This window comes from Variovorax sp. dw_308, assembly GCF_019207085.1.
Classification (GTDB): domain Bacteria; phylum Pseudomonadota; class Gammaproteobacteria; order Burkholderiales; family Burkholderiaceae_C; genus Variovorax.
On the sequence record NZ_JAATOM010000011.1, the window covers coordinates 159,981 to 180,246 of the forward strand.

Sequence of the window (20,266 nt, forward strand, 5' to 3'; positions counted from 1 at the left end):
GGGTGTGCGGGGGCAATTCTAGAATGGCGGCCCTTTTGCTGCCGTGCCCCATGTCCCAATCCCCTGAGCGCCTGTTTGTCGTCATTCCCTGTGCGGGCACGGGCAGCCGTGCGGGCGGCGCGGGGCCCAAGCAGTACCGGCCGATTGCGGGGCAGCCGATGGTCGGGCGCACCGTGGATGTCTTTCGCGCCATGGGGGACCGTCTCGCGGGCCTGATGCTCGTGGTCTCGCCGGGAGATGGAGCCGTCCGTGCGGCGCTGCCCGACTTTCCGCGCGACGGCGAGTGGTTGTTGGCCAAGGGTGGCGCGACCCGGGCGGCGACTGTCCTGGCGGGATTGCGCGGGTTGCTGGCGGTCGGCGCCACGCTGCGCGACTGGGCGTTGGTCCACGATGCGGCCCGGTGCCTGTTGACGCCCGCGCAGGTCGAAGCGCTGATCGCCGCCTGCCGGGGCGATGCCGTGGGTGGCTTGCTTGCGCATCGTCTGGCCGACACGCTCAAGGTCGCGGACAGCGGCCAACGCGTGAAGGACACGCTGGAGCGCAGCGACAAATGGCTGGCACAAACGCCGCAGATGTTTCGCATCGGCATGCTGATCGATGCGCTGGAGATGGCGGGCGACAGCGTCACCGATGAAGCCGGCGCCGTCGAGGCGCTCGGGCTGGCGCCGCTGCTGGTCCCGGCCAGTGCGCAGAATTTCAAACTCACCTACCCGGAGGACTTCGCGCTGGCCGAAGCGATCCTGAAAGGGCGCGACGCATCATGACCGCAGGCTTTCCGTTCCGCATCGGCGAGGGTTGGGACGTTCATCAGCTCGTCGCAGGTCGCAAGCTGTTTCTCGGCGGCGTGGAGATTCCGCACATCACCGGCCTGCTCGGCCATTCGGACGCGGACGTGCTGCTGCATGCCATCACCGACGCGCTGCTCGGCGCCGCGGCCCTGGGCGACATCGGGCGGCACTTTCCCGACACCGACGCCCAGTTCCGGGGTGCCGACTCGATCGTCCTGCTGGCCGAGGCGGCACGCCGCGTTCGCGCCGAGGGTTGGCAGATCGGCAACGTCGACAGCACCGTGATTGCGCAGGCACCGAAGCTGGCCCCTCACATCGCCGCCATGTGCGCGCGCATTGCGCAAGCGCTGGCGATCGAGCCCGGCCAGGTCAACGTGAAAGCCAAGACGGCGGAGAAACTCGGACCGGTCGGCGAAGGCCGCGCGATGGAAGCTCGCGCGACCGTGCTCGTGCACCGTTGATCAGCCGCTCTGAATAGACCTAAGCGGCTTGCTTCGGCACCGACGGCTTGACGCCGGCGGCCGCGCGCGGCATCCGGATATGCGCCGCCAACCCGCGCCCCGGCGTACTGGTGAGCGCAAAGGTCCCGCCCATGCGATCGATGTTCTTCGCCACGATCGACAGGCCCAGCCCCGCCCCCGCAGCCGAGGTCCGCGCTGCATCGCCCCGGAAGAACGGCTTGGTCAACTGCGACAGCAGTGCGGGCGCCACGCCCGCACCATGGTCGCGCACCTTGATCAGCACCGCGTCGTTGTGCGCCTGCGCCTGGATGTTGATGTCCGCCACGCCGCTGGCCGGCGACTTGCCGTAGCGCCGCGCGTTCTCCACCAGGTTCGAGATCACCCGCGTCAGCTCCACTTCGTCCGCCATCACCGCGAGGTCGGGCGCCACGTCGACCTTGATCTTCACGTCCTCATGGTCCTGCACGGCATAGGTGCAGGCGTCGATCACGTCGCGCAGCATCACCGGCTTGAAGTCCACATGGTCCGGCCGCGCGTAGTCCAGGAACTTGTCGATGATCGAATCGAGCTGGGCGATGTCGGCGGCCATGTGCGCACGCGCGTCCTCGTCTTCCACGCTCATCTCGGTCTCGAGCCGCAGGCGCGCCAGCGGCGTGCGCAGGTCGTGCGAAATGCCGGCCAGCATTACCGCGCGGTCCTGCTCGATCTTGGCCAGCTGGTCGGCCATGCGGTTGAAGCCGATGTTCACCGCGCGGATCTCGTTGGTGCGGGCGCGCTCGTCGAGCCGGTGCGCCTCGTACTCGCCGTCGCGCACCTCGCGCGCCGCCCGCGACAACTGGCTCAGCGGCCGGTTGATGAATCGCGTGATCAAGGCGGCGCCGGCCAGCGACAGGGCCATCGCCGTGATCAGCCAGACCAGCCAGGTGCGCCCGCCAACCCGGCTGAAGCGCGTCGGGTCGAGCAGCAGCCAGTAGTTGTCCGTCTCGATCGTGAAGCCGATCCACAGTCCCGCCTGGTTGTTGACCTGGCTCGCGACCACCGTTCCTTCGCCGAGCCGGTCGATCAGTTCCTCCGTCACGCGCTCGTCCAGCGTGCCGCTGGTGTAGGGCTCGAAGCGATCGACGGGTTCGCGCGGCAGGATGCGTACGCCTTCCTGGTCGGCCAGGGTCTTGATCAGCGACACGCGCGTGATCGCGTCCGAATACACCAGCGCCGCCCGCGTCAGGTTGACCAGCGAGGCGATCTGGTGCGCCGTCTGGATGGCGCGCGGCTCGTACTCGAGTTGCCGGAAGGTCTGCAGCCAGGCCACGGTGCTGCCGACGAGCAACAGCGCCAGCAGGAAGAATGTGCGCCAGAACAGGCTGAAGCCGACCTTCAGCCGCGCGCCGCGCGAAGCCGACCCGACGCTCTCGAGCGGGCTCGGCAGGGTCAGCTGCGAGCTGTCTTCGGGCAGCGGGGCGCCTTGTGTGGTCCGGGGTCCGGTGGGTGGAGGCACGCTGCTCAGGTCGTGCCGTCCGGCACGAAGACGTAGCCGACGCCCCAGACCGTCTGGATATAGCGTGGCGCCGCGGCGTCGGATTCAACCAGCTTGCGCAAGCGCGAGATCTGCACGTCCAGGCTGCGGTCGAAAGGCTCGAACTCGCGGCCGCGCGCCAGCTGGGCCAGCTTTTCACGCGACAGCGGCTGGCGCGGATGGCGCACCAGTGCCTTGAGCATGGCGAACTCGCCGGTGGTGAGGGAGAGTTCCTCGCCGTCCTTGCGCAGCGTGCGCGAACCGAGGTCGAAGCTGAAGGGGCCGAAATTCACCGTCTCGTTGTCGGTCGAAGGCGCACCGGGCGCTTCCAGCGGCGGCCGCCGACGCAGCACCGCGTGCACGCGCGCCAGCAGTTCGCGCGGATTGAAAGGCTTGCCCAGGTAATCGTCCGCGCCGACTTCCAGGCCGACGATGCGGTCCACGTCCTCGCCCTTGGCGGTCAGCATGATGATGGGCGTGCGGTCGTTGGCGGCGCGCAGGCGGCGGCAGACCGAGAGGCCGTCTTCGCCCGGCATCATCAAGTCCAGCACGATCAGATCCACGGTGTCGCGCAACAGGATTCGATTCAGCGCCTTGCCGTCCTCCGCGACGATCACTTCGAACCCTTCTTGCGTCAGGTACCGGCGCAGCAGATCTCGGATGCGGGCGTCGTCGTCGACGATGACGATCTTGTCGGTGCGGGCAGGAACTTGAGTCATTTCAGCAACGGTGAATTTGTAACAACGCTGATTCTGTATGCGTTGTCACCCCATTGAGGTAGTTTTGGCATTTGTCTGACACTAAGTTACAAAACTTGCGGAAGCATGCTTTACCTCTCCCAGCTTGGCCGTTGACGGTGGCAGAGTGGGTCTGTTACGACTTTTGGCACCCAATGCAGCCCGTCCTCAGAACCTTGTCCCTGGTCCTCGTCGCCGTCTGTGCGCACGCGCATGCGACGCACGAAGTGGTCGTCGGCGAAAGCGCCCACCGCAGCGAATTGCGCACTGCAGTCCAGTTGAACCGCGCCGCCCAGGTGGCCCAGGTCCAACGCGAGGACGCGATGGCGGGGCGCCATCTCAACCCCGCCGAGCGCCTCGAACTGCGGCAACAAGTGCGACGGCAGTGGTCCGAATCCGCCAATGCATCTCCACCCCGCCCGGCCGAATCGCAATCGGCCGGGCGCATCATTCCCGCGCCCGCTCTTGCGCCCACCGCGACTCCGATCGCCGACGCCCAGCCCACCCGTACGCTCCCGGGCACGGAGCGAAACCAGCGGCCCTGATTGGGCACCTGCGCCTCCCACTCGAAAGTCCCTCCTTGAACGCCATTCGATGGATCGCGGCCTGTGCCGTGCTGGCCGGCGCCAGCGCGGCCTCCGCGCAGACCCCGCCGCCCCAGAACGTCCTGCAGTTGTCCGCCAGCGGCACGGTCGAAGTGCAGCAAGACCTGCTGAGCATGACGCTGTCCACCACGCGTGACGGCGCCGACGCCGCCGCCATCCAGGGACAGCTCAAGAGCGCGCTCGACGCCGCGCTGGTGGAAGCGCGCAAGAACGCGCAGCCCGGGCAACTCGATGTCCGCACCGGGAACTTCAACCTGGCCCCCCGCTACACGCGCGACGGCAAGATCAGCGGCTGGGCCGGCTATGCCGAACTCGTGCTCGAAGGGCGCGACTTTCCCCGCATCACCCAGGTGGCAGGCCGGATCACCACGCTCACGGTGGGCAACGTCGGATTCGCGCTGAGCCGCGAACAGCGCACCAAGGTGGAGGCCGAAGCCCAGACGCTCGCCATCAACGCCTTCAAGCAGAAGGCCGACGAACTCGCGAAGGGTTTCGGCTTCGCCGGCTACACGCTGCGTGAGGTGTCGGTCAACGCGAGCAGCGGCGACCCGATTCGCCCGCGCATGATGGCCGCGCAGGCCAAGTCGATGGCGTCTGATTCGGCGGTGCCGATCGAGGCCGGCAAGACCAGCGTCGTGGTCAACGTGTCCGGCTCCGTGCAGTTGAAGTGACCGACGCTGCGGTTGATGCGGCTTGAGCTTCGATCCCGCGAGGGCCGGCGCGGCCTGACCTTGGGGACCGTCGGCGCTTCGCAGGGCGCGGTCGCCCTGCTACTGCGCCGTCCAGCCGCCGTCCATCTGCCAGGCCACGCCGCGCACCTGATCGGCCGCCGGAGAGCACAGGAACACAGCGAGCCCGCCGAGCTGATCGACCGTCGTGAACTGCAGCGATGGCTGCTTCTCGCCCAGAAGTTCTTCCTGCGCCTGGCTCACCGAAATACCTTCGCGCGCGGCGCGGTCGTCTATCTGCTTCTGGACCAGTGGCGTCAGCACCCAGCCGGGGCAGATCGCATTGCAGGTCACCCCGGTCCTGGCCGTTTCCAGCGCCACCGACTTGGTGAAGCCGACGATCCCGTGCTTGGACGCCACGTAGGCCGACTTCTGTGCCGAAGCCACCAGGCCATGTGCGGAGGCGATGTTCACGATGCGCCCCCAGTTGGCCTGGCGCATGGCCGGCACGGCAAGACGCGTGGTGTGGAAGGCGCTCGTCAGGTTGATGGCGATGATGGCGTCCCAGCGCTCCGCCGGAAAGTCCTCGACATTGGCGACGTACTGGATGCCGGCGTTGTTCACCAGGATGTCGACCCGGCCGAACTTCGACGCGGCGAACTTCATCATGTCCTCGATCTGGTCCGGCTTGCTCATGTCCGCGCCGTGGTACTCGACTTGCACGCCCAGCGCGGCAACTTGCGACCGCGGTCCTTCCGCGTCACCGAAACCGTTGAGCACGATGTTCGCGCCTTGTTGCGCGAATGCTTTCGCGATACCCAGTCCGATACCACTGGTGGACCCCGTCACGAGGGCGGTCTTGCCTTTGAGCATGTTGATCAATCTCCGGATGAATTAGGATGCATCGACAAGATTACCAGCAGCCGCAGCGGCCTCTTTTCATGACCGAACCCACCCTCCATTTCATCCCCTGCAACGACGCGGCAGGCGGCCACCGCATGGCTTGGTGGCAATGGGGAAATCCCGCAAGTCCGCACCTCGTGATGTGCGTGCATGGCCTCACCCGGCAAGGGCGAGATTTAGATGAACTCGTCAAGGCTTTGCTCGCGCGCGCCGATGGCAACGTGCGCGTGGTTTGCCCCGATGTCGTGGGCCGCGGCGCGAGCGACTGGCTGCGCGACCCCAACGAGTACCAGCTTCCGCTGTATGCGGCCGACATGCTCGCGCTGCTCGCGCAATTGCAGCGCGAACAACCCATCGCCACCTTCGACTACGTCGGCACCAGCATGGGCGGCCTGATCGGCATGGTGCTCACGGGCAATCATGAACTGCCATTGCCGGCGCCGATCCGTCGCCTGGTGCTCAACGACGTCGGCCCGGTCATCAATCCGGAGGCGATCAAGCGCATCAGCGCCTACGTGGGCCAGAGCGGGCGATTCGCCTCGGTGGCCGACGCTGCTGCCGCGATGTGGTCCATCTCGACGACATTCGGCCCGCACACGCCGTCACAGTGGATGGAGCTGTCCCGCCACATGGTGGTGCCGGCCTCGCAGCGCAGCGCCGACGGGCGCGCCAAGGTCACGCCCGAAGCCGGCCCCGAGGACCATGCCTTCCTGCTGCACTACGACCCGTCGATCGGCGCGCCCCTGCGCGCGCTCACGCCGGAAGGCATCGCTCACTCCGAAGCCGTCATGTGGTCTCTCTATGACGGCATCACCGCGCAAACCCTGTTGCTGCGCGGCGCGGTGTCGGATCTGCTCTCTCCTGCGACGGCGGAAGCCATGACGCAGCGCGGCCCTCGCGCCAAGCTCGTCGAATTCGAGGGTATCGGACATGCACCGACCCTCGTGGCGCCGGATCAGCACGACGCGGTCAATTCGTTCCTGCTTTCCCCGTGAAGCGCGAACTCGGCAGTCCTGTCCCCGGAAAATCATCGGAGTCGATGGTCGTCGACTACCCCCTGTCCGCCGCCACGGCCGACAAGACGCCCGTGCAAGCCAACATGCTGGCGCGCGCCCGCGCGTTCGCCGAACCGCTGATCGCCGACGAGACGCTCGACACCGGCGAGAACACGATGGCCCATGCCGACGCCGTCGCGGCCATCGTCGCCGCGATGGGCGGCTCGGAGGCGATGCAGGCGGCCAGTTACCTGGTCTATTCGTGCCAGCACCTGAACCGTCCGCTCGAAGTGATCGCCAAGGTGTTCGGCGACAACTTTGCCGCGCTGGCGGTCGAGACGACCAAGCTGGTCCATGTCCAGAAGCAGACCCGTTCGGCCGCCGTCGGCGCGCACACCGACGGCGCCAGCAACCAGACGGAAAACGTGCGCAAGATGCTGCTCGCGTTCTCACGCGACCTGCGCGTGGTGATGCTGCGGCTCGCCTCGCGGCTGCAGACGCTGCGCTACGCCGCGGCCAGCAAGCGGCCCGTGGCGGAAAGCGTGGCGCGCGAGTCGTTGCAGGTGTTTGCGCCATTGGCCAACCGCCTGGGCATCTGGCAGGTCAAGTGGGAAATCGAGGACCTGTCGTTTCGCTTTCTCGAACCCGAGACGTACAAGCTCATCGCGCGCCTGCTCGACGAAAAGCGTCGTGAGCGCGAAGGCTACGTCGAGCAGTTGCGCCTTCGACTCGAAGCGGACCTGCAGTCGCAAGGCGTGCCGGCCAAGGTGCAAGGCCGCCCGAAGAACATCTTCAGCATCGTCAAGAAGATGCGCGGCAAGTCGCTCGATTTTGCGCAGGTGTTCGACATCCTCGCCCTCCGCGTGGTGGTGAAGGACGTGAAGGACTGCTACGCCGCACTGGCCTGGGTGCATTCGCACTTCCAGCCGATCGATGCCGAGTTCGACGACTACATCGCGCGCCCGAAGGCGAACGGGTACCAGTCGCTGCACACGGTGGTGCGTGAGGTGGTGGACGGCGTCGCGGGCAAGCCGATCGAGATCCAGATCCGCACGGAGGAAATGCACGACCATGCCGAACATGGCGTCGCCGCGCACTGGGCCTACAAGGAGGCCGGTCCAAAGGGCTATGTCGGCGTGTGGGCCGGCGGCGAGTACGACGCCAAGATCGCCGTGCTGCGCCAGCTGCTGGCATGGGAGCGCGACCTGTCCGGCGGCCAGCAAGGGCAGGGCCTGTTCGACGACCGCATCTACGTGCTGACGCCCGACGCCGCCATAGTCGAATTGCCGCAAGGCGCGACGGCGGTCGATTTCGCATACACGGTGCATACCAGCCTGGGCCACCGTTGCCGCGGCGCGCGCATCGACGGCGCGATGGTGCCGCTCAACACGCCGCTGCAGAACGGCCAGACGGTCGAGATCATCGCGGCCAAGGAGGGTGGCCCTTCGCGCGACTGGCTCAACGCCGAACTCGGGTACCTGGCCAGCCATCGGGCGCGTGCCAAGGTTCGCGCCTGGTTCAATGCCCAGGTCACGCACGAGACCGTGGCGCGCGGACGCGAGGCTGTCGAAAAACTGCTTCAGCGTGAGGGCAAGACCGCGCTCAAGCTGGAAGACCTGGCGTCCCGGCTCGGCTTCAAGTCGGCAGATCACCTGTTCGAGGTCGTTGGCAAGGATGAGTTCTCTTTGCGCACCATCGAGACCCTCCTGCGCCCGCCCGAACCGCCGCCGAGCCCCGACGACGGAGTGCAAATCCGCAAGCCGCGCGCCAATGAAAAGGCCGTGCAGGGCGGCGTGCTGGTGGTCGGCGTGTCGTCGCTCATGACCCAGCTTGCCAAATGCTGTCGGCCGGCACCGCCGGATGCCATCAGCGGATTCGTCACGCGCGGACACGGAGTCAGCATCCATCGTTCGGATTGCAGCAACTTCCGCACGATGCGCACCCAGAATCCCGAGCGCGTGATCGAGGTCGAGTGGGGCGCGAAGAAGGGGGAGGAGGGCGCCGTCTACGCCGTCGACGTGGCCGTGGAGGCGTCGGACCGCCAGGGTCTGCTGCGGGACATCTCGGAGGTCTTTGCGCGGGAGAAGATGAATGTGATCGGCGTGCAGACCCAGTCGATCAAGGGCACTGCGTGGATGACCTTCACCGTCGAGATTCCAGACGCCGCGCGCCTCGCGCAAGTCCTGGGCGTCGTCGGCATGGTCGACGGGGTGCGTCACGCGCGCCGTCGTTGACGGCACGGGCTAGGCTGGCGCAAAAACCCATGCTATAATCGATGGCTTCACACATCAGGCCCATAGCTCAGCTGGTTAGAGCGCTTCCTTGACATGGAAGAGGTCGGCGATTCGAATTCGTCTGGGCCTACCAAATTTCTCGGTGTTGAACGGATCAAAGCCACTCGGTCGAGTGGCTTTTTCCTTTGGCGGATCATTCGATCCTCCACCTCACGAGGTAGTTAACCCATTAGCTCAGTGGCGTTTGCAGCACTGGTTGTGTTAGCTTTGGTGTCTCTCGTGACAACCCGGAAACCAAGCGAATCATGCCCTCGACGCCGCCTTATCCGGCGACCGAAGAACTTCGGCTCGCTTCCCTGCTGCGACAGGCCCCGCTTGAATTTGCACGCGTGGTGTATGGCCTGAATGACCGGGCCAGTGGCCGTGCCGGCACCATGGCGGCTGAAGAAGTCGCCCGCACCGTGCGCCAGGGCGTGCCGGTCACGCGCGAACGTGCCGAGCAACGAGCCCGCGCCTACCTTCCCGTCGCAGGCCACGAGCACTGCCCGCGCTGCTGGGTTTTCAATGGCATCAAGAGCCCTTTGCACTTCCGCGAGGCCAGTGAAGACCGCCCTGAAACCGCGATCTGCAAGGTCTGCGGCGCGGAGTACACCAGCTCCCTCGAATAGCCTCGCAACCCTCGAAACTCACGACGCTGTCCGTCAGGGTAAACCTTGGCGCAGTGCAGCAAACCCGCTCCCTAGAATGCCTTGGGCGTGGTCGCTTCCGACCTCAAGGAGATCTAGTGCAGAGTAAGAAAGTCGGTGGAAAGCCGGCCATACGGGTCATCAAGAAGTACCCGAATCGGCGGCTCTATGACACTGACACCTCCACCTACATCACGTTGGCGGAGGTCAAGCAACTTGTCATGTCAAAGGCATCATTCGTGGTGCGCGACGCCAAGAGCGGTGACGACCTGACGCGCAGCATCCTGCTGCAGATCATCCTGGAAGAGGAGGCCGGCGGCGCACCGATGTTCACAGAGCAGGTGCTCGCCAGCATCATCCGTTTCTACGGCCAGGCCATGCAGGGATACATGGGCCCCTACCTGGAGAAGAACATCCAGGCCATGACCGAGATGCAGGCGCTGCTCAAGGAAAAGGCCCAAGGGCTCACCCCCGAGATGTGGGCCAACTTCATGAGCATGCAGTCGCCGATGCTGCAGGGCCTCATGGGCAACTACGTCGAGCAGTCCAAGAATGTCTTCCTGCAGATGCAGGAGCAGATGCAGAAGAACACCGAGCAGGTCCTGGGCGCCTTTGGCATCAAGCGTCCCTGAAACTGGCACGACCGGCGATAGCTGGGACAATACGGGGTTATGAGCGAAGTTGCACTCCCCGAACGCGCGGCCACGTCCGCCGCACCCAAGGTCGGCTTTGTCAGCCTTGGATGCCCCAAGGCCCTGACCGATTCCGAACTGATCCTGACCCAACTGAGCGCAGAAGGCTACGAGACCTCGAAGACTTTCGAGGGCGCTGACATCGTCATCGTGAACACCTGCGGCTTCATCGATGACGCGGTGAAGGAGAGCCTCGACACCATCGGCGAAGCGCTGGCCGCCAACGGCCGCGTCATCGTCACCGGCTGCCTCGGCGCCAAGTCCGGTGCCGACGGCGGCAACATGGTGCGCCAGATGCACCCCAGCGTGCTCGCAGTCACCGGTCCGCATGCGACGCAGGAGGTGATGGATGCGGTCCATGCCAACCTGCCGAAGCCGCACGACCCTTTCATCGACCTTGTGCCGAACACCTTCGGCATCGCGGGCCTCAAGCTCACCCCGCGGCACTACGCCTATCTGAAGATCAGCGAAGGCTGCAACCATCGTTGTACCTTCTGCATCATCCCGTCGATGCGCGGCGATCTGGTCTCGCGTCCTATTGGTGATGTGCTGAACGAGGCCAAGGCCTTGTTCGAAGGCGGCGTGAAGGAACTGCTGGTGATCAGCCAGGACACCTCGGCCTACGGTGTCGACACCAAATACCGCATGGGCTTCTGGAACGGCAAGCCGGTGAAGACGCGCATGCTCGACCTTGTGAAATCGCTGGGCGAGATTGCGGAGCCTTATGGCGCCTGGGTGCGGCTGCACTACGTGTATCCGTATCCGAGCGTCGACGAGGTCATCCCGCTGATGGCCAGCGGGCAGGTCCTGCCGTACCTCGATGTGCCGCTGCAGCACAGCCATCCGGCAGTGCTCAAGCGCATGAAGCGGCCAGCGAGCGGCGAACGCAACCTGGAGCGCATCGCCCGGTGGCGCGAAATCTGCCCCGAGTTGGTGATCCGCAGCACTTTCATTGCAGGTTTTCCTGGCGAGACCGAAGAGGAATTCGAACACCTCCTCGACTTCATTCGCGAGGCCGAGATCGACCGCGCGGGTTGCTTTGCCTACAGCCCGGTGGCGGGTGCGGCGGCGAACGAGATTCCCGGCATGCTGCCGGAGGCCGAACGCGAGGCGCGCCGTGCGCGGTTCATGGAGGTGGCGGAGTCGGTGTCGATCACGCGCCTGCGCCGCCGCATCGGCGCGAGCATGCAGGTGTTGGTCGATTCGGCGCCCGGCATGGGCCGCAAGGGCGGGGTGGGTCGCAGTTACGCGGATGCGCCGGAGATCGACGGCGTCGTGCGCCTATTGCCGCCCGAGAAGATCAGCAAGACGCTGAAGGTCGGTGAGTTCACCCGTGCCCGCATCGTCGGCGCCGAGGGCCACGACCTGGTGGCGGTGCCTGTATGAGGGCGCTGTAAAAATGCGCCGAGGCGCTGCCGTTCAGGCAACAAAAAAGCCACCGGAGACCGGTGGCTTCATTTGCAAGATCCTGGTAGGGGATCTTTTTAACTTGGTGCCCAGAAGAGGACTCGAACCTCCACGATGTTACTCGCTAGTACCTGAAACTAGTGCGTCTACCAATTCCGCCATCTGGGCCCACATGACTGCATAAGCAGTTATGTTTTGATTTCAGTGTAGAAAGAGATTGTATCATCAAAAATAGCACCCATTCCAGCGGCTTGCTGGATGAAGTTGAAGGAACTGTCCAAGGCCATCGTGACGGGCACGGATTCGTGCAGCGCGACGACGGCGAAGCTGACATCTACCTCCCCCCGAACGAGATGCGCGCGGTGCTGCACAAGGACCGCGTCAAGGCGCGTGTCGTGCGGCAAGACCGACGCGGGCGTCCGGAGGGGCGGGTCGTTGAAATCGTCGAGCGGCCGGAGCAACCCATCATCGGACGCCTGCTGCATGAAGGCGGCATCTGGCTCGTCGCGCCGGAAGACAAACGCTACGGCCAGGATGTACTTATTCCGAAGGGCGCGACCGGCACGGCCAAGACCGGGCAGGTCGTGGTCGTGCAACTGACGGAACCGCCTGCGCTGTTCGGCCAGCCCGTGGGACGCGTCAAGGAAGTGCTCGGCGAGATCGACGATCCGGGCATGGAGATCGAGATTGCGGTGCGCAAGTACGGCGTGCCGCATGAATTCTCCGAAGCCTGCATCGCTGCCGCGAAGGCGCTGCCCGACAAGGTTCGTCCCGCCGACAAGAAGGGCCGCATCGACCTCACCGACGTGCCGCTCGTCACCATCGATGGCGAGGATGCACGCGACTTCGACGATGCCGTCTACTGCGAGCCCGCGAAGGTCGGCCGCGCGAAGGGCTGGCGCCTGCTGGTGGCCATTGCCGATGTCAGTGCCTATGTGCAGACCGGCTCGGCCATCGACATCGATGCCTACGATCGCGCGACCAGCGTCTACTTCCCGCGCCGCGTCATTCCGATGCTGCCGGAGAAGTTGTCCAACGGCCTCTGCTCGCTCAACCCGGAAGTCGAGCGCCTGTGCATGGTCTGCGACATGCTGGTCGCGGCCGATGGCGAGATCTACGCCTACCAGTTCTACCCGGCCGTGATGTTCAGCCACGCCCGCTTCACCTACACGGAAGTGGCGGCCATTCTCGCCAACACACGCGGCCCGGAAGCGGCCAAGCGCAAGGACCGGGTCAAGGACCTACTCAACCTGTCCGACGTCTACAAGGCCCTGCTCAAGCAGCGCGGCAAGCGCGGCGCCGTGGACTTCGAAACGACAGAGACGCAGATCGTCTGCGACGACGCGGGCCGCATCGAGAAGATCGTGCCGCGCACGCGCAACGAGGCGCACCGGCTCATCGAGGAGGCGATGCTCGCGGCCAATGTCTGCAGCGCCGACTTCATCGCCGAAGGCAAGCATCCGGGTCTGTACCGCGTGCACGAAGGGCCGACGCCGGAGAAGAAGGAAATCCTGCGTGGCTACCTGAAGGCGATGGGCGTGGGCCTGTCGATCACCGACGATCCGAAGCCCGGCGAGTTCCAGGCGATCGCCGACGCCACCAAGGAGCGCCCCGACGCGCAGCAGATCCACACCATGCTGCTTCGCTCGATGCAGCAGGCGATCTACACGCCGATCAACAGCGGCCACTTCGGCCTCGCCTACGAGGCCTACACGCACTTCACCAGCCCGATCCGGCGCTACCCGGATTTGCTGGTGCACCGCGTGATCAAGGCAATTTTGAGCAAGAGCCGCTACCAGTTGCCGATGTTGCCCACGCCCGGCGAGGCGCATGCCAAGCTGGCCAAGCGCCTTGCATCGCGCGTGAAGGCGCCGACCGCCAAGCCGGCCAAGGCCACCGTCGCGCCGACCAAGGAAGTGCAGGCGTGGGAGGCTGCAGGCCTGCATTGCAGCGCCAACGAGCGGCGCGCCGACGAAGCGAGCCGCGACGTCGAGGCCTGGCTCAAGTGCAAGTACATGCGCGAGCACCTGGGCGAGGAATACGGCGGCGTGGTGAGCGCGGCCACGACCTTCGGCATCTTCGTCACGCTCGATGCGATGTATGTGGAAGGCCTCGTGCATATCACCGAACTCGGCGGCGAGTATTTCAAGTTCGACGAGCAGCGCCAGGAACTGCGCGGAGAGCGCACCGGCATCCGCTATGCCATCGGCACGCGCGTGCGGGTGCAGGTCAGCCGCGTCGACCTCGACGGCCGCAAGATCGACTTCCGCCTGATCCGTGAAGGCGAGGACCTCGTCGCGCGGGCGATGAAGGAAAAGGGCGTGAAGGAAAAGTCCGGCCCCGGCGGCGGCTCGACCTCCAGGTCCTCTGCCCGGGCTTCGTCGCGCCAGCCACGTTCGCACGGCGACAGCAAGGCCGAGGCCGCTGCCGCTGTGATGGCGGGCACCGATCGCCCCGCGCAGCAAAGCGCCATGCAGGCGTTCAAGTCGGCGGTGAAGAAGGCCGCCAACAAGATGAAAGGGCGCAAGCCGCGCCGTCCTTGACCGATCCACACCCAACCAAGAAGAAAGTGATGACTGAATGACTGCAGAGACAACCTCGACCTCGCGCATCGCTGTCGTGACCGGCGCCGGCACCGGCATCGGGCGCGCCGCCGCACTGGCCCTGCTGGGCGACGGCTGGAGCGTCGCGTTGGCCGGGCGCCGGGCCGAGACCTTGCAAGCCGTTGCCGACGAGTCCGGCGCCGGTTCGCGCGTGATCGCGGTGCCGACCGACGTGGCCGATCCGCAATCCGTCGAGGCGCTGTTCGCAACGGCGGTGAAGCAATTCGGCCGTGTCGACCTGCTGTTCAACAATGCCGGCACCGGCAACCCGCCCGGCCCGTTCGAGGACTGGACCGCGCAACAGTGGAAGGGTGTCGTGGACATCAACCTGAACGGCATGTTCTATTGCATCCAGCAGGCGTTTCGGACGATGAAGGCACAGTCGCCGCGCGGTGGGCGGATCATCAACAACGGCTCGATCTCGGCGACGACGCCGCGTCCCAATTCGATCGCCTACACCGCCACCAAGCACGCGGTGCAGGGCCTGACCAAGACGGCGTCGCTGGACGGCCGCAAGTACGACATCGCCGTGGGCCAGGTCGATGTGGGCAATGCGATGACTGCGATGGGCGGGCGCATGGCGAACGGCGTGCCTCAGGCCAATGGAGAGATCGCGGTGGAGCCTGTGATCGACGTGGACATCGTCGGACGTTCGGTGCTCTACATGGCCAACCTGCCCCTGGAAGCCAACGTGTTGTTCCACACGATCATGGCGACCAAGATGCCCTTCGTGGGACGCGGCTGATCCCCGTTCTAGCGTGCGCCGCCGCGTGCCAGGGCGCCGGCGGTGAGCGGCACCTCGGCAGGCCAACGGTCGGCCAGGTGGCCGTGCAGCCAAACCGCTTCGCGTGCGGCTGGCAGCGCCGGCAGGCCGCTCGCCAAGGCGGCGCCAACCATGCCGGCGAGCACGTCGCCGGTGCCTGCTGAAGCCAGGCGGGCATTGCCGGTCAGGTTGATGGAGGGTCGTTCGCCCGGCGCGGCGATCACCGTGCCCGACCCCTTGAGTACGACCGTGGAGCCGAAGCGATCCGCCAACTGTTGCGCAGCGCGGAGGCGGTCGGCCTGGACCGTGGACGTGTCGGCGCCCAGCAGGCGCGCGGCCTCCAGTGGATGCGGGGTGAGCACGGTCGGCTGACCCCGGCGGCCGCGCGCTTCCAGCAACCGCTGCAACGCGGAATCCGATGCGATGGCATTCAATGCGTCGGCGTCGATCACCGCCTGTCGCGCCGTCGACAACACACGGGGCAGCAAGGCGCGTATGGCATCCCCGCCGCCGCATCCCACGACGGCAGTCATCCGACCCAGGTCCAGCGAAGCGGGGTCGCGCAGCATCAGTTCGGGTTGGGACGTATCCAATGCCGCGCGGCCATCGAGCAGGCCCGCAAAGACCCGTCCCGCCCCGGCATGCAATGCCGCGGAAGCCGCCATCAATGCCGCACCCGCCATGCCGGCTGCGCCGCCGATCACGGCAACGTCGCCGTAGCTGCCCTTGTGCGAGGCCTGCAAGCGTTGACGAGGAGGAGGCGCGCCGGCGAGCCGGGCCGCTGGCGTCGCGGCGGAAGCATCGCAAGCCAGGTCGTCGAGCCACACTTCGCCGGCGGCATCCCGGCCCTGGGCGGTGAACAGGCCGGGCTTCAGGGTCAGGAGGCTGAGGCAGACGCGCGCAGCGCCGTGGACGCCTGGCGGCATCGTGTCCGCTGCAAGGCAGCCCGTGCCGGCGTCCAGACCGGACGGTACGTCGACGCTGAGGACCGGTGCTGGCCCGGCGTGCATCTGGCGAAGCCATTGCGCCATCGCGCCGTCCGGCGGGCGACTGGCGCCGATGCCGAGCAGTGCATCGATCGCGAGATCCCAGGTGGCTGGCGGCAAATCCGTGAACGCCACGCCCGCGGTCTGGGCACGTTGGAACGAGGCCCGGGCATCCGGTGGCGCGCGTTCCGGATGGCCAAGCCAGGTGACGACCGGCGCAAAGCCGCGCTGCGCCAGCTGCGCGGCCGCTTCCAGCCCATCGCCCCCGTTGTTGCCGGGGCCGCAGGCAATCCAGACCGTGCCCGCGTGCGGCGTGATCGCCATCGCCAGCCGGGCGACGGCGAGGCCAGCCCGCTGCATCAGCGTGTGGGGTGCCAGCGTCGCAGCCGCGGCCTGCTCCAGACTGCGCGTGCCCGCCACGTCGAACAGGTCTGCAACGGTCGATGAAGTGATGTGCAGCACCCGATGCTCCGCGCGGATCAGTGCACCAGCAGGCGTTCGACGCCCAAGCCTTCGAGGTCGACGCCGGGATCGTTGCCGCCGATCAGGTCGGCCGTCACGCGCGCACTCCCGCAGGACAACGCCCAGCCGCTGGAGCCGTGCCCCAGGTTGAGCCAGACGCCGGGTGTGCCGCTGGGTCCGAGGATCGGCGGACCGTCGGGCAGCATTGGGCGCGCACCTTTCCATTGCTGCACGCCGGCCTGCAGCGTCACCGCGCCGGGAAACCAGTCGTGCAGCACCTTGTACAGCGTTCGCAGGGCGGCCGGATTGACCTGGTCGCGCGCGCCGCCGAGTTCGGCGCTGCCAGCCACGCGCACGCGCAAGCCGAGCCGCGAGATGGCGACCTTGTAGCGCTCGTCCATCACTGCGCTGCGCGGGGCGTTGAGCGGCTCGCGGATGTTGGCGCTGATCGAGTGGCCATAGACAGGCGCGAGCGGGATGCGCAAGCCGAGGGGCTTCAGCATGCGGGCCGAGTCGACCCCGGCGCACATCACGATGGCGTCGAACTCATGCGCCTCGGAGCCGCCGGCGAGCGAGATGGCCCGCGGCGTGGCGCGCGACAGCGGTGCGATGTCGCAGCCGAAATGGAACTGAACGCCGAGCGCCTCTGCCTCGCGCTTGAGCAGCAGCGCGAACTGGCGGCAGTTGCCGACCTCGTCGTCGGGCAGGTGAATGGCGCCGCTGAGCGAGGTCTCGGTGCTCAGTGCGGGCTCGATGTTGCGGGCCTCGTCGGCATCGAGCTGCTGGAACTTGGTGCCCACGGCACGCAGGACGTCGAGGCCGGGCTGCACCATCTTGAGGTCTCGCTTGGAACGCAACAGCACCATGTAGCCGTCGCTGCGTTCGTAGCTCAGTTCGCAGGCCTCGGTGACCTCGTGCAGGCGGGTGCGGCTGTAGAAAGCCAGCCGTTGCATGCGGGTGCGATTGGCCAGGTAGGTTTCGAGCTTGCAAGCGCGCTGCCAACGGCTCATGAATGCGAAGTCGCGCATGGCGAGCGGCCAGCGCACCTTGACGGCGCCGTGCCTTGACAGCAGCGAGCGCAGCACCTTCGCGCGCATGCCAGGCGCGGCCCAAGGGGTGATGTAGCCGGGCGCAACCACGCCCGCGTTGGCAAAGCTGGATTCTTCCGCGACGGCGCCACGGCGCTCGAACACCATGACTTCGTGACCGTCGCAGGCCAATTCCCAGGCAGTGGTGACACCGATGATGCCGGCGCCCACGATTGCGATTTTCATTGGATTCGAAAATTCAGAAGAGGGCGCGGCGTTGCGCGCCAAGCGCCGAGGATAGACGACGCGAGGGGCGCTGCGGTGGACGGCGGGGGCGGATTCGATGCGGCGTTGTGCCATCGCCGCAACGGGGGGGCGGCGTTGACCACTCGCGATTGGACCTATGCCGATGCGCGCTACGCCGCTTGCAGTGCCTGCTCGGCCTGGGCGGCGATCGCCAGCACGGCGTCGTCATGCAAGGCGGCGTGCCAGATCATCAAGCCGACAGGCAAGCCCCCGCCCACGGGGCAGGGGATCGAGATCGCGCAGCCGTCAAGCATGTTGATGATGGACGGGTTGCGCAGCAGCAAGCCGTTGATGCGGAAGAACTCGTCGTCCCGCTCGGCGCCGGGCGCCACGCTGGCGATGGTCGGCGCCGTGATCGGCACGGTGGGGGAAAGCAGGGCGTCGAACGGCGACAGCAAGCCTTCCATCCGTTCGATCCAGGCGCGCCGTGCATGGACCAGCTCTATGTATTCGTGCGCCTTCATGTGGGCGCCATTCACGATGCGCCTGGCGACCCGAGGGTCGTAGCCGGCCGCGCTGCGCTCGAGCAGCAGGCGATGCCAGGCATAGGCCTCGGCGGCCGAGAAGCCGCCCGTCGCGTTGATGGAGGGCAGGTCGGCCAGCGGCGGCAGGCTGATCTCCTCGACCCGGGCGCCGGCTGTACGCAGGCGAACCAGGGCGCCGTCGAAGGCGGCGGCGACCGCCGGTTCAAGGCCATCCAGGAACACGTTGGTGGGAACGGCGAGGCGGTAGGCGGCCAGCGGCGCGTTGCCGCGCGTGACGCCGCGCGCAGCCAGGACCTCGTGGGCGATGACCGCATCGCGCACCGAGCGCGTCATCGCGCACACGGTGTCGAGCGTGGTCGACAGCGGCAGCGCGCCATCGGCCGGCACGAGCCGGGCGGTGCTCTTGAAGCCGACGATGCCATTGAGCGCGGCCGGAATGCGGATCGAGCCGCCGGTGTCCGAGCCCAGGCCGATGAAGGCCGCCCCAGTGGCCACGGAGATGGCGGCGCCGGAGGACGATCCGCCCGGAATGCGCGGCGTGGCCGCATCGCTCGCATTGGCGGGAGTTCCATGGTGCGGGTTCACGCCCACGCCCGAAAAGGCGAACTCGGTCATGTTGGTGCGGCCCACGAGGGCCGCGCCGGCTGCACGCAGGCGGGCGACGGCAGGCGCATCGGCCTTCGCCGCCGGCGCGTGAGCCAGCACCTTGGACCCGGCCGGCGTCGCCTGCCCCTCGATGTCGAACAGGTCCTTGGCCGAAAAGGCGAGCCCGGCGAGAGGCTGTTCAGGTCGGGCGCGAGCCGCGTCTTCGCGCGCCTGGTCGAACATCGGGCGCGTGAAGACATGGGCGCAGGCCGGCGATCCGGCGGCTGCGATGGCGCGCTCGATCTCGGCGCGCGCGTCGGTCCTGCCCGCGCGCAGCGCGAGGCGTGTGGCATGAAGGTCGTGCATGCCCCCATGCTATACTCCTTGGGTTTCGCTGAGAGGGCGCCATCCGGATCTACCCGGACAATTCAGGCAACCTTCGGTTTAGAAACACATCCGCAAACCAGCCCACTCAAGGTGTTGCCGTCATTCGCAAGTGACAGCAAAACGGGCTGGATTTAAGACACAACCTTTGGAGTTATTCCTATGTCGACCACCATGCGCGAAATGCTGGAAGCCGGTGTCCACTTCGGTCACCAAACCCGCTTCTGGAACCCCAAGATGGCCCCGTACATCTTCGGCCATCGCAACAAGATCCACATCATCAACCTGGAAAAGTCGCTTCCGATGTTCCAGGACGCGATGAAGTACGCCAAGCAACTCACCGCCAACCGCGGCACCATCCTGATGGTCGGCACCAAGCGCCAGGCCCGTGAGATCGTGGCAGCCGAAGCCCGCCGCGCCGGCGTGCCTTTCGTCGACACCCGCTGGCTCGGCGGCATGCTGACCAACTTCAAGACGGTCAAGACTTCGATCAAGCGCCTGAAGGACATGAAGGCCCAGCAGGAAGCCGGTCTCGATTCGCTGAGCAAGAAGGAGCAACTAACTTTCTCGCGCGAAATCGCCAAGCTCGAAAAGGACATCGGCGGCATCCAGGACATGGCTGCACTGCCGGACGCGATCTTCGTGATCGACGTGGGCTTCCACAAGATCGCCGTTGCCGAAGCCAAGAAGCTCGGCATCCCGCTGATCGGCGTGGTCGACTCGAACCACTCGCCTGAAGGCATCGACTACGTGATTCCCGGCAACGACGACTCGTCGAAGGCCGTCACGCTGTACGCCCGCGGCATCGCCGACGCGATCATCGAAGGCCGCAACAGCGCCACCGGCGACGTGGTCAAGGCCATCGCCGAAGGCAACAGCGACGAGTTCGTTGAAGTCGAAGAAGGCGCCTCCGCCTGATAAGGCGCTCACGCGCGCCTGAAGAAGGGGCTTTGTGGCCCCTTTTTTTAATCTGAA

General features: G+C 66.3%; 18 protein-coding genes and 2 tRNA genes. 13 read left to right on the forward strand and 7 right to left on the reverse strand.

Annotation, left to right across the window (positions count from 1 at the left end; translation table 11 throughout):
• Nucleotides 1-50: 50 nt before the first annotated feature.
• Entirely contained in the window at nt 51-764 is a 714-nt protein-coding gene (gene ispD, locus HCU76_RS21415; protein ID WP_256354319.1) for a 2-C-methyl-D-erythritol 4-phosphate cytidylyltransferase, read from the forward strand.
• Nucleotides 761-1,249, forward strand: a complete 489-nt coding sequence (gene ispF / locus HCU76_RS21420; RefSeq protein ID WP_218510584.1) for a 2-C-methyl-D-erythritol 2,4-cyclodiphosphate synthase — start codon at nt 761-763, stop codon at nt 1,247-1,249. The genes ispD and ispF overlap by 4 nt, the downstream gene beginning before the upstream one ends.
• A 19-nt stretch (nt 1,250-1,268) precedes the next feature.
• On the opposite strand, the gene HCU76_RS21425 is transcribed toward ispF, so the two are convergent.
• Entirely contained in the window at nt 1,269-2,675 is a 1,407-nt protein-coding gene (locus HCU76_RS21425) for a sensor histidine kinase (protein WP_213954323.1), read from the reverse strand.
• Nucleotides 2,676-2,749: 74 nt separating this feature from the next.
• The gene (gene ompR / locus HCU76_RS21430) at nt 2,750-3,481 is read right to left on the reverse strand and encodes a two-component system response regulator OmpR (protein ID WP_213954263.1); all 732 of its coding nucleotides are present in this window, start codon (nt 3,479-3,481) and stop codon (nt 2,750-2,752) included.
• 194 nt (nt 3,482-3,675) lie between these two features.
• Between ompR and HCU76_RS21435 the strand changes: the two genes are divergently transcribed.
• Nucleotides 3,676-4,044: a hypothetical protein gene (locus HCU76_RS21435; RefSeq protein ID WP_218510585.1), complete on the forward strand. Its 369-nt coding sequence runs from the start codon at nt 3,676-3,678 to the stop codon at nt 4,042-4,044.
• Nucleotides 4,045-4,079: 35 nt separating this feature from the next.
• A complete protein-coding gene (locus HCU76_RS21440; RefSeq protein ID WP_213954265.1) occupies nt 4,080-4,775 on the forward strand; it encodes an SIMPL domain-containing protein in 696 nt (231 codons plus the stop codon).
• A gap of 99 nt (nt 4,776-4,874) precedes the next feature.
• Here HCU76_RS21440 and HCU76_RS21445 read toward each other — a convergent pair whose 3' ends face one another.
• The gene (locus tag HCU76_RS21445; RefSeq protein WP_213954266.1) at nt 4,875-5,645 is read right to left on the reverse strand and encodes a 3-hydroxybutyrate dehydrogenase; all 771 of its coding nucleotides are present in this window, start codon (nt 5,643-5,645) and stop codon (nt 4,875-4,877) included.
• A 68-nt stretch (nt 5,646-5,713) separates the two neighbouring features.
• Here HCU76_RS21445 and HCU76_RS21450 point away from each other — a divergent pair, with 68 nt between their 5' ends.
• The 6 genes from HCU76_RS21450 to rimO all read left to right on the forward strand — a co-directional run bounded on the left by HCU76_RS21450 (nt 5,714) and on the right by rimO (nt 11,668).
• Nucleotides 5,714-6,670 carry an alpha/beta fold hydrolase gene (locus tag HCU76_RS21450; RefSeq protein WP_218510586.1) on the forward strand — a complete coding sequence of 319 codons (957 nt, stop codon included), beginning with the start codon at nt 5,714-5,716 and terminating at the stop codon, nt 6,668-6,670.
• A gap of 44 nt (nt 6,671-6,714) precedes the next feature.
• The gene (locus tag HCU76_RS21455; RefSeq protein WP_213954324.1) at nt 6,715-8,904 is read left to right on the forward strand and encodes a bifunctional (p)ppGpp synthetase/guanosine-3',5'-bis(diphosphate) 3'-pyrophosphohydrolase; all 2,190 of its coding nucleotides are present in this window, start codon (nt 6,715-6,717) and stop codon (nt 8,902-8,904) included.
• 56 nt (nt 8,905-8,960) lie between these two features.
• Nucleotides 8,961-9,037: transfer RNA gene (locus tag HCU76_RS21460), tRNA-Val, on the forward strand.
• A 172-nt stretch (nt 9,038-9,209) separates the two neighbouring features.
• Nucleotides 9,210-9,572: a hypothetical protein gene (locus tag HCU76_RS21465; RefSeq protein WP_213954268.1), complete on the forward strand. Its 363-nt coding sequence runs from the start codon at nt 9,210-9,212 to the stop codon at nt 9,570-9,572.
• Between the two features lie 116 nt (nt 9,573-9,688).
• Complete coding sequence (gene phaR / locus HCU76_RS21470; protein WP_213954269.1) at nt 9,689-10,222, forward strand: polyhydroxyalkanoate synthesis repressor PhaR; 534 nt, start codon at nt 9,689-9,691, stop codon at nt 10,220-10,222.
• Nucleotides 10,223-10,261: 39 nt separating this feature from the next.
• On the forward strand, nt 10,262-11,668 hold the full coding sequence (gene rimO / locus HCU76_RS21475) for a 30S ribosomal protein S12 methylthiotransferase RimO (RefSeq protein ID WP_218510587.1): 1,407 nt from the start codon (nt 10,262-10,264) through the stop codon (nt 11,666-11,668).
• 104 nt (nt 11,669-11,772) lie between these two features.
• Here rimO and HCU76_RS21480 read toward each other — a convergent pair.
• Nucleotides 11,773-11,857, reverse strand: a tRNA-Leu gene (locus tag HCU76_RS21480).
• Between the two features lie 83 nt (nt 11,858-11,940).
• On the opposite strand from HCU76_RS21480, the gene rnr reads away from it, so the two are divergent.
• Together rnr and HCU76_RS21490 are read left to right on the forward strand one after the other, a co-directional pair.
• Nucleotides 11,941-14,232 (forward strand): ribonuclease R, encoded by a 2,292-nt coding sequence (gene rnr / locus HCU76_RS21485; RefSeq protein ID WP_256354320.1) that lies wholly within the window; start codon nt 11,941-11,943, stop codon nt 14,230-14,232.
• A gap of 37 nt (nt 14,233-14,269) precedes the next feature.
• Nucleotides 14,270-15,037 (forward strand): SDR family oxidoreductase, encoded by a 768-nt coding sequence (locus HCU76_RS21490; protein ID WP_218510588.1) that lies wholly within the window; start codon nt 14,270-14,272, stop codon nt 15,035-15,037.
• Between the two features lie 8 nt (nt 15,038-15,045).
• On the opposite strand, the gene HCU76_RS21495 is transcribed toward HCU76_RS21490, so the two are convergent.
• From HCU76_RS21495 to HCU76_RS21500, 3 genes are all read right to left on the reverse strand, one after another.
• Nucleotides 15,046-16,503 (reverse strand): NAD(P)H-hydrate dehydratase, encoded by a 1,458-nt coding sequence (locus tag HCU76_RS21495; RefSeq protein ID WP_371319875.1) that lies wholly within the window; start codon nt 16,501-16,503, stop codon nt 15,046-15,048.
• Nucleotides 16,504-16,520: 17 nt separating this feature from the next.
• Nucleotides 16,521-17,777: a D-amino acid dehydrogenase gene (locus HCU76_RS36695; protein ID WP_256354321.1), complete on the reverse strand. Its 1,257-nt coding sequence runs from the start codon at nt 17,775-17,777 to the stop codon at nt 16,521-16,523.
• Nucleotides 17,778-17,947: 170 nt separating this feature from the next.
• A complete protein-coding gene (locus HCU76_RS21500) occupies nt 17,948-19,273 on the reverse strand; it encodes an amidase (protein ID WP_218510590.1) in 1,326 nt (441 codons plus the stop codon).
• A gap of 180 nt (nt 19,274-19,453) precedes the next feature.
• Between HCU76_RS21500 and rpsB the strand changes: the two genes are divergently transcribed.
• Nucleotides 19,454-20,209, forward strand: coding sequence for a 30S ribosomal protein S2 (gene rpsB / locus HCU76_RS21505; protein WP_213954276.1), 756 nt, complete (start codon nt 19,454-19,456; stop codon nt 20,207-20,209).
• Nucleotides 20,210-20,266 lie beyond the last annotated feature (57 nt).

Excerpts from the sequence above, each read along its gene's own strand:
- ispF (WP_218510584.1), top strand. The coding sequence starts at position 761 with ATGACCGCAGGCTTTCCGTTCCGCATCGGCGAGGGTTGGGACGTTCAT.
- HCU76_RS21445 (WP_213954266.1), bottom strand. The coding sequence starts at position 5,645 with ATGCTCAAAGGCAAGACCGCCCTCGTGACGGGGTCCACCAGTGGTATC.
- HCU76_RS21500 (WP_218510590.1), bottom strand. The coding sequence starts at position 19,273 with ATGCACGACCTTCATGCCACACGCCTCGCGCTGCGCGCGGGCAGGACC.
- HCU76_RS21490 (WP_218510588.1), top strand. The coding sequence starts at position 14,270 with ATGACTGCAGAGACAACCTCGACCTCGCGCATCGCTGTCGTGACCGGC.
- HCU76_RS21455 (WP_213954324.1), top strand. The coding sequence starts at position 6,715 with ATGGTCGTCGACTACCCCCTGTCCGCCGCCACGGCCGACAAGACGCCC.
- HCU76_RS21465 (WP_213954268.1), top strand. The coding sequence starts at position 9,210 with ATGCCCTCGACGCCGCCTTATCCGGCGACCGAAGAACTTCGGCTCGCT.
- rimO (WP_218510587.1), top strand. The coding sequence starts at position 10,262 with ATGAGCGAAGTTGCACTCCCCGAACGCGCGGCCACGTCCGCCGCACCC.
- ispD (WP_256354319.1), top strand. The coding sequence starts at position 51 with ATGTCCCAATCCCCTGAGCGCCTGTTTGTCGTCATTCCCTGTGCGGGC.
- HCU76_RS36695 (WP_256354321.1), bottom strand. The coding sequence starts at position 17,777 with ATGAAAATCGCAATCGTGGGCGCCGGCATCATCGGTGTCACCACTGCC.
- ompR (WP_213954263.1), bottom strand. The coding sequence starts at position 3,481 with ATGACTCAAGTTCCTGCCCGCACCGACAAGATCGTCATCGTCGACGAC.
- HCU76_RS21450 (WP_218510586.1), top strand. The coding sequence starts at position 5,714 with ATGACCGAACCCACCCTCCATTTCATCCCCTGCAACGACGCGGCAGGC.
- rpsB (WP_213954276.1), top strand. The coding sequence starts at position 19,454 with ATGTCGACCACCATGCGCGAAATGCTGGAAGCCGGTGTCCACTTCGGT.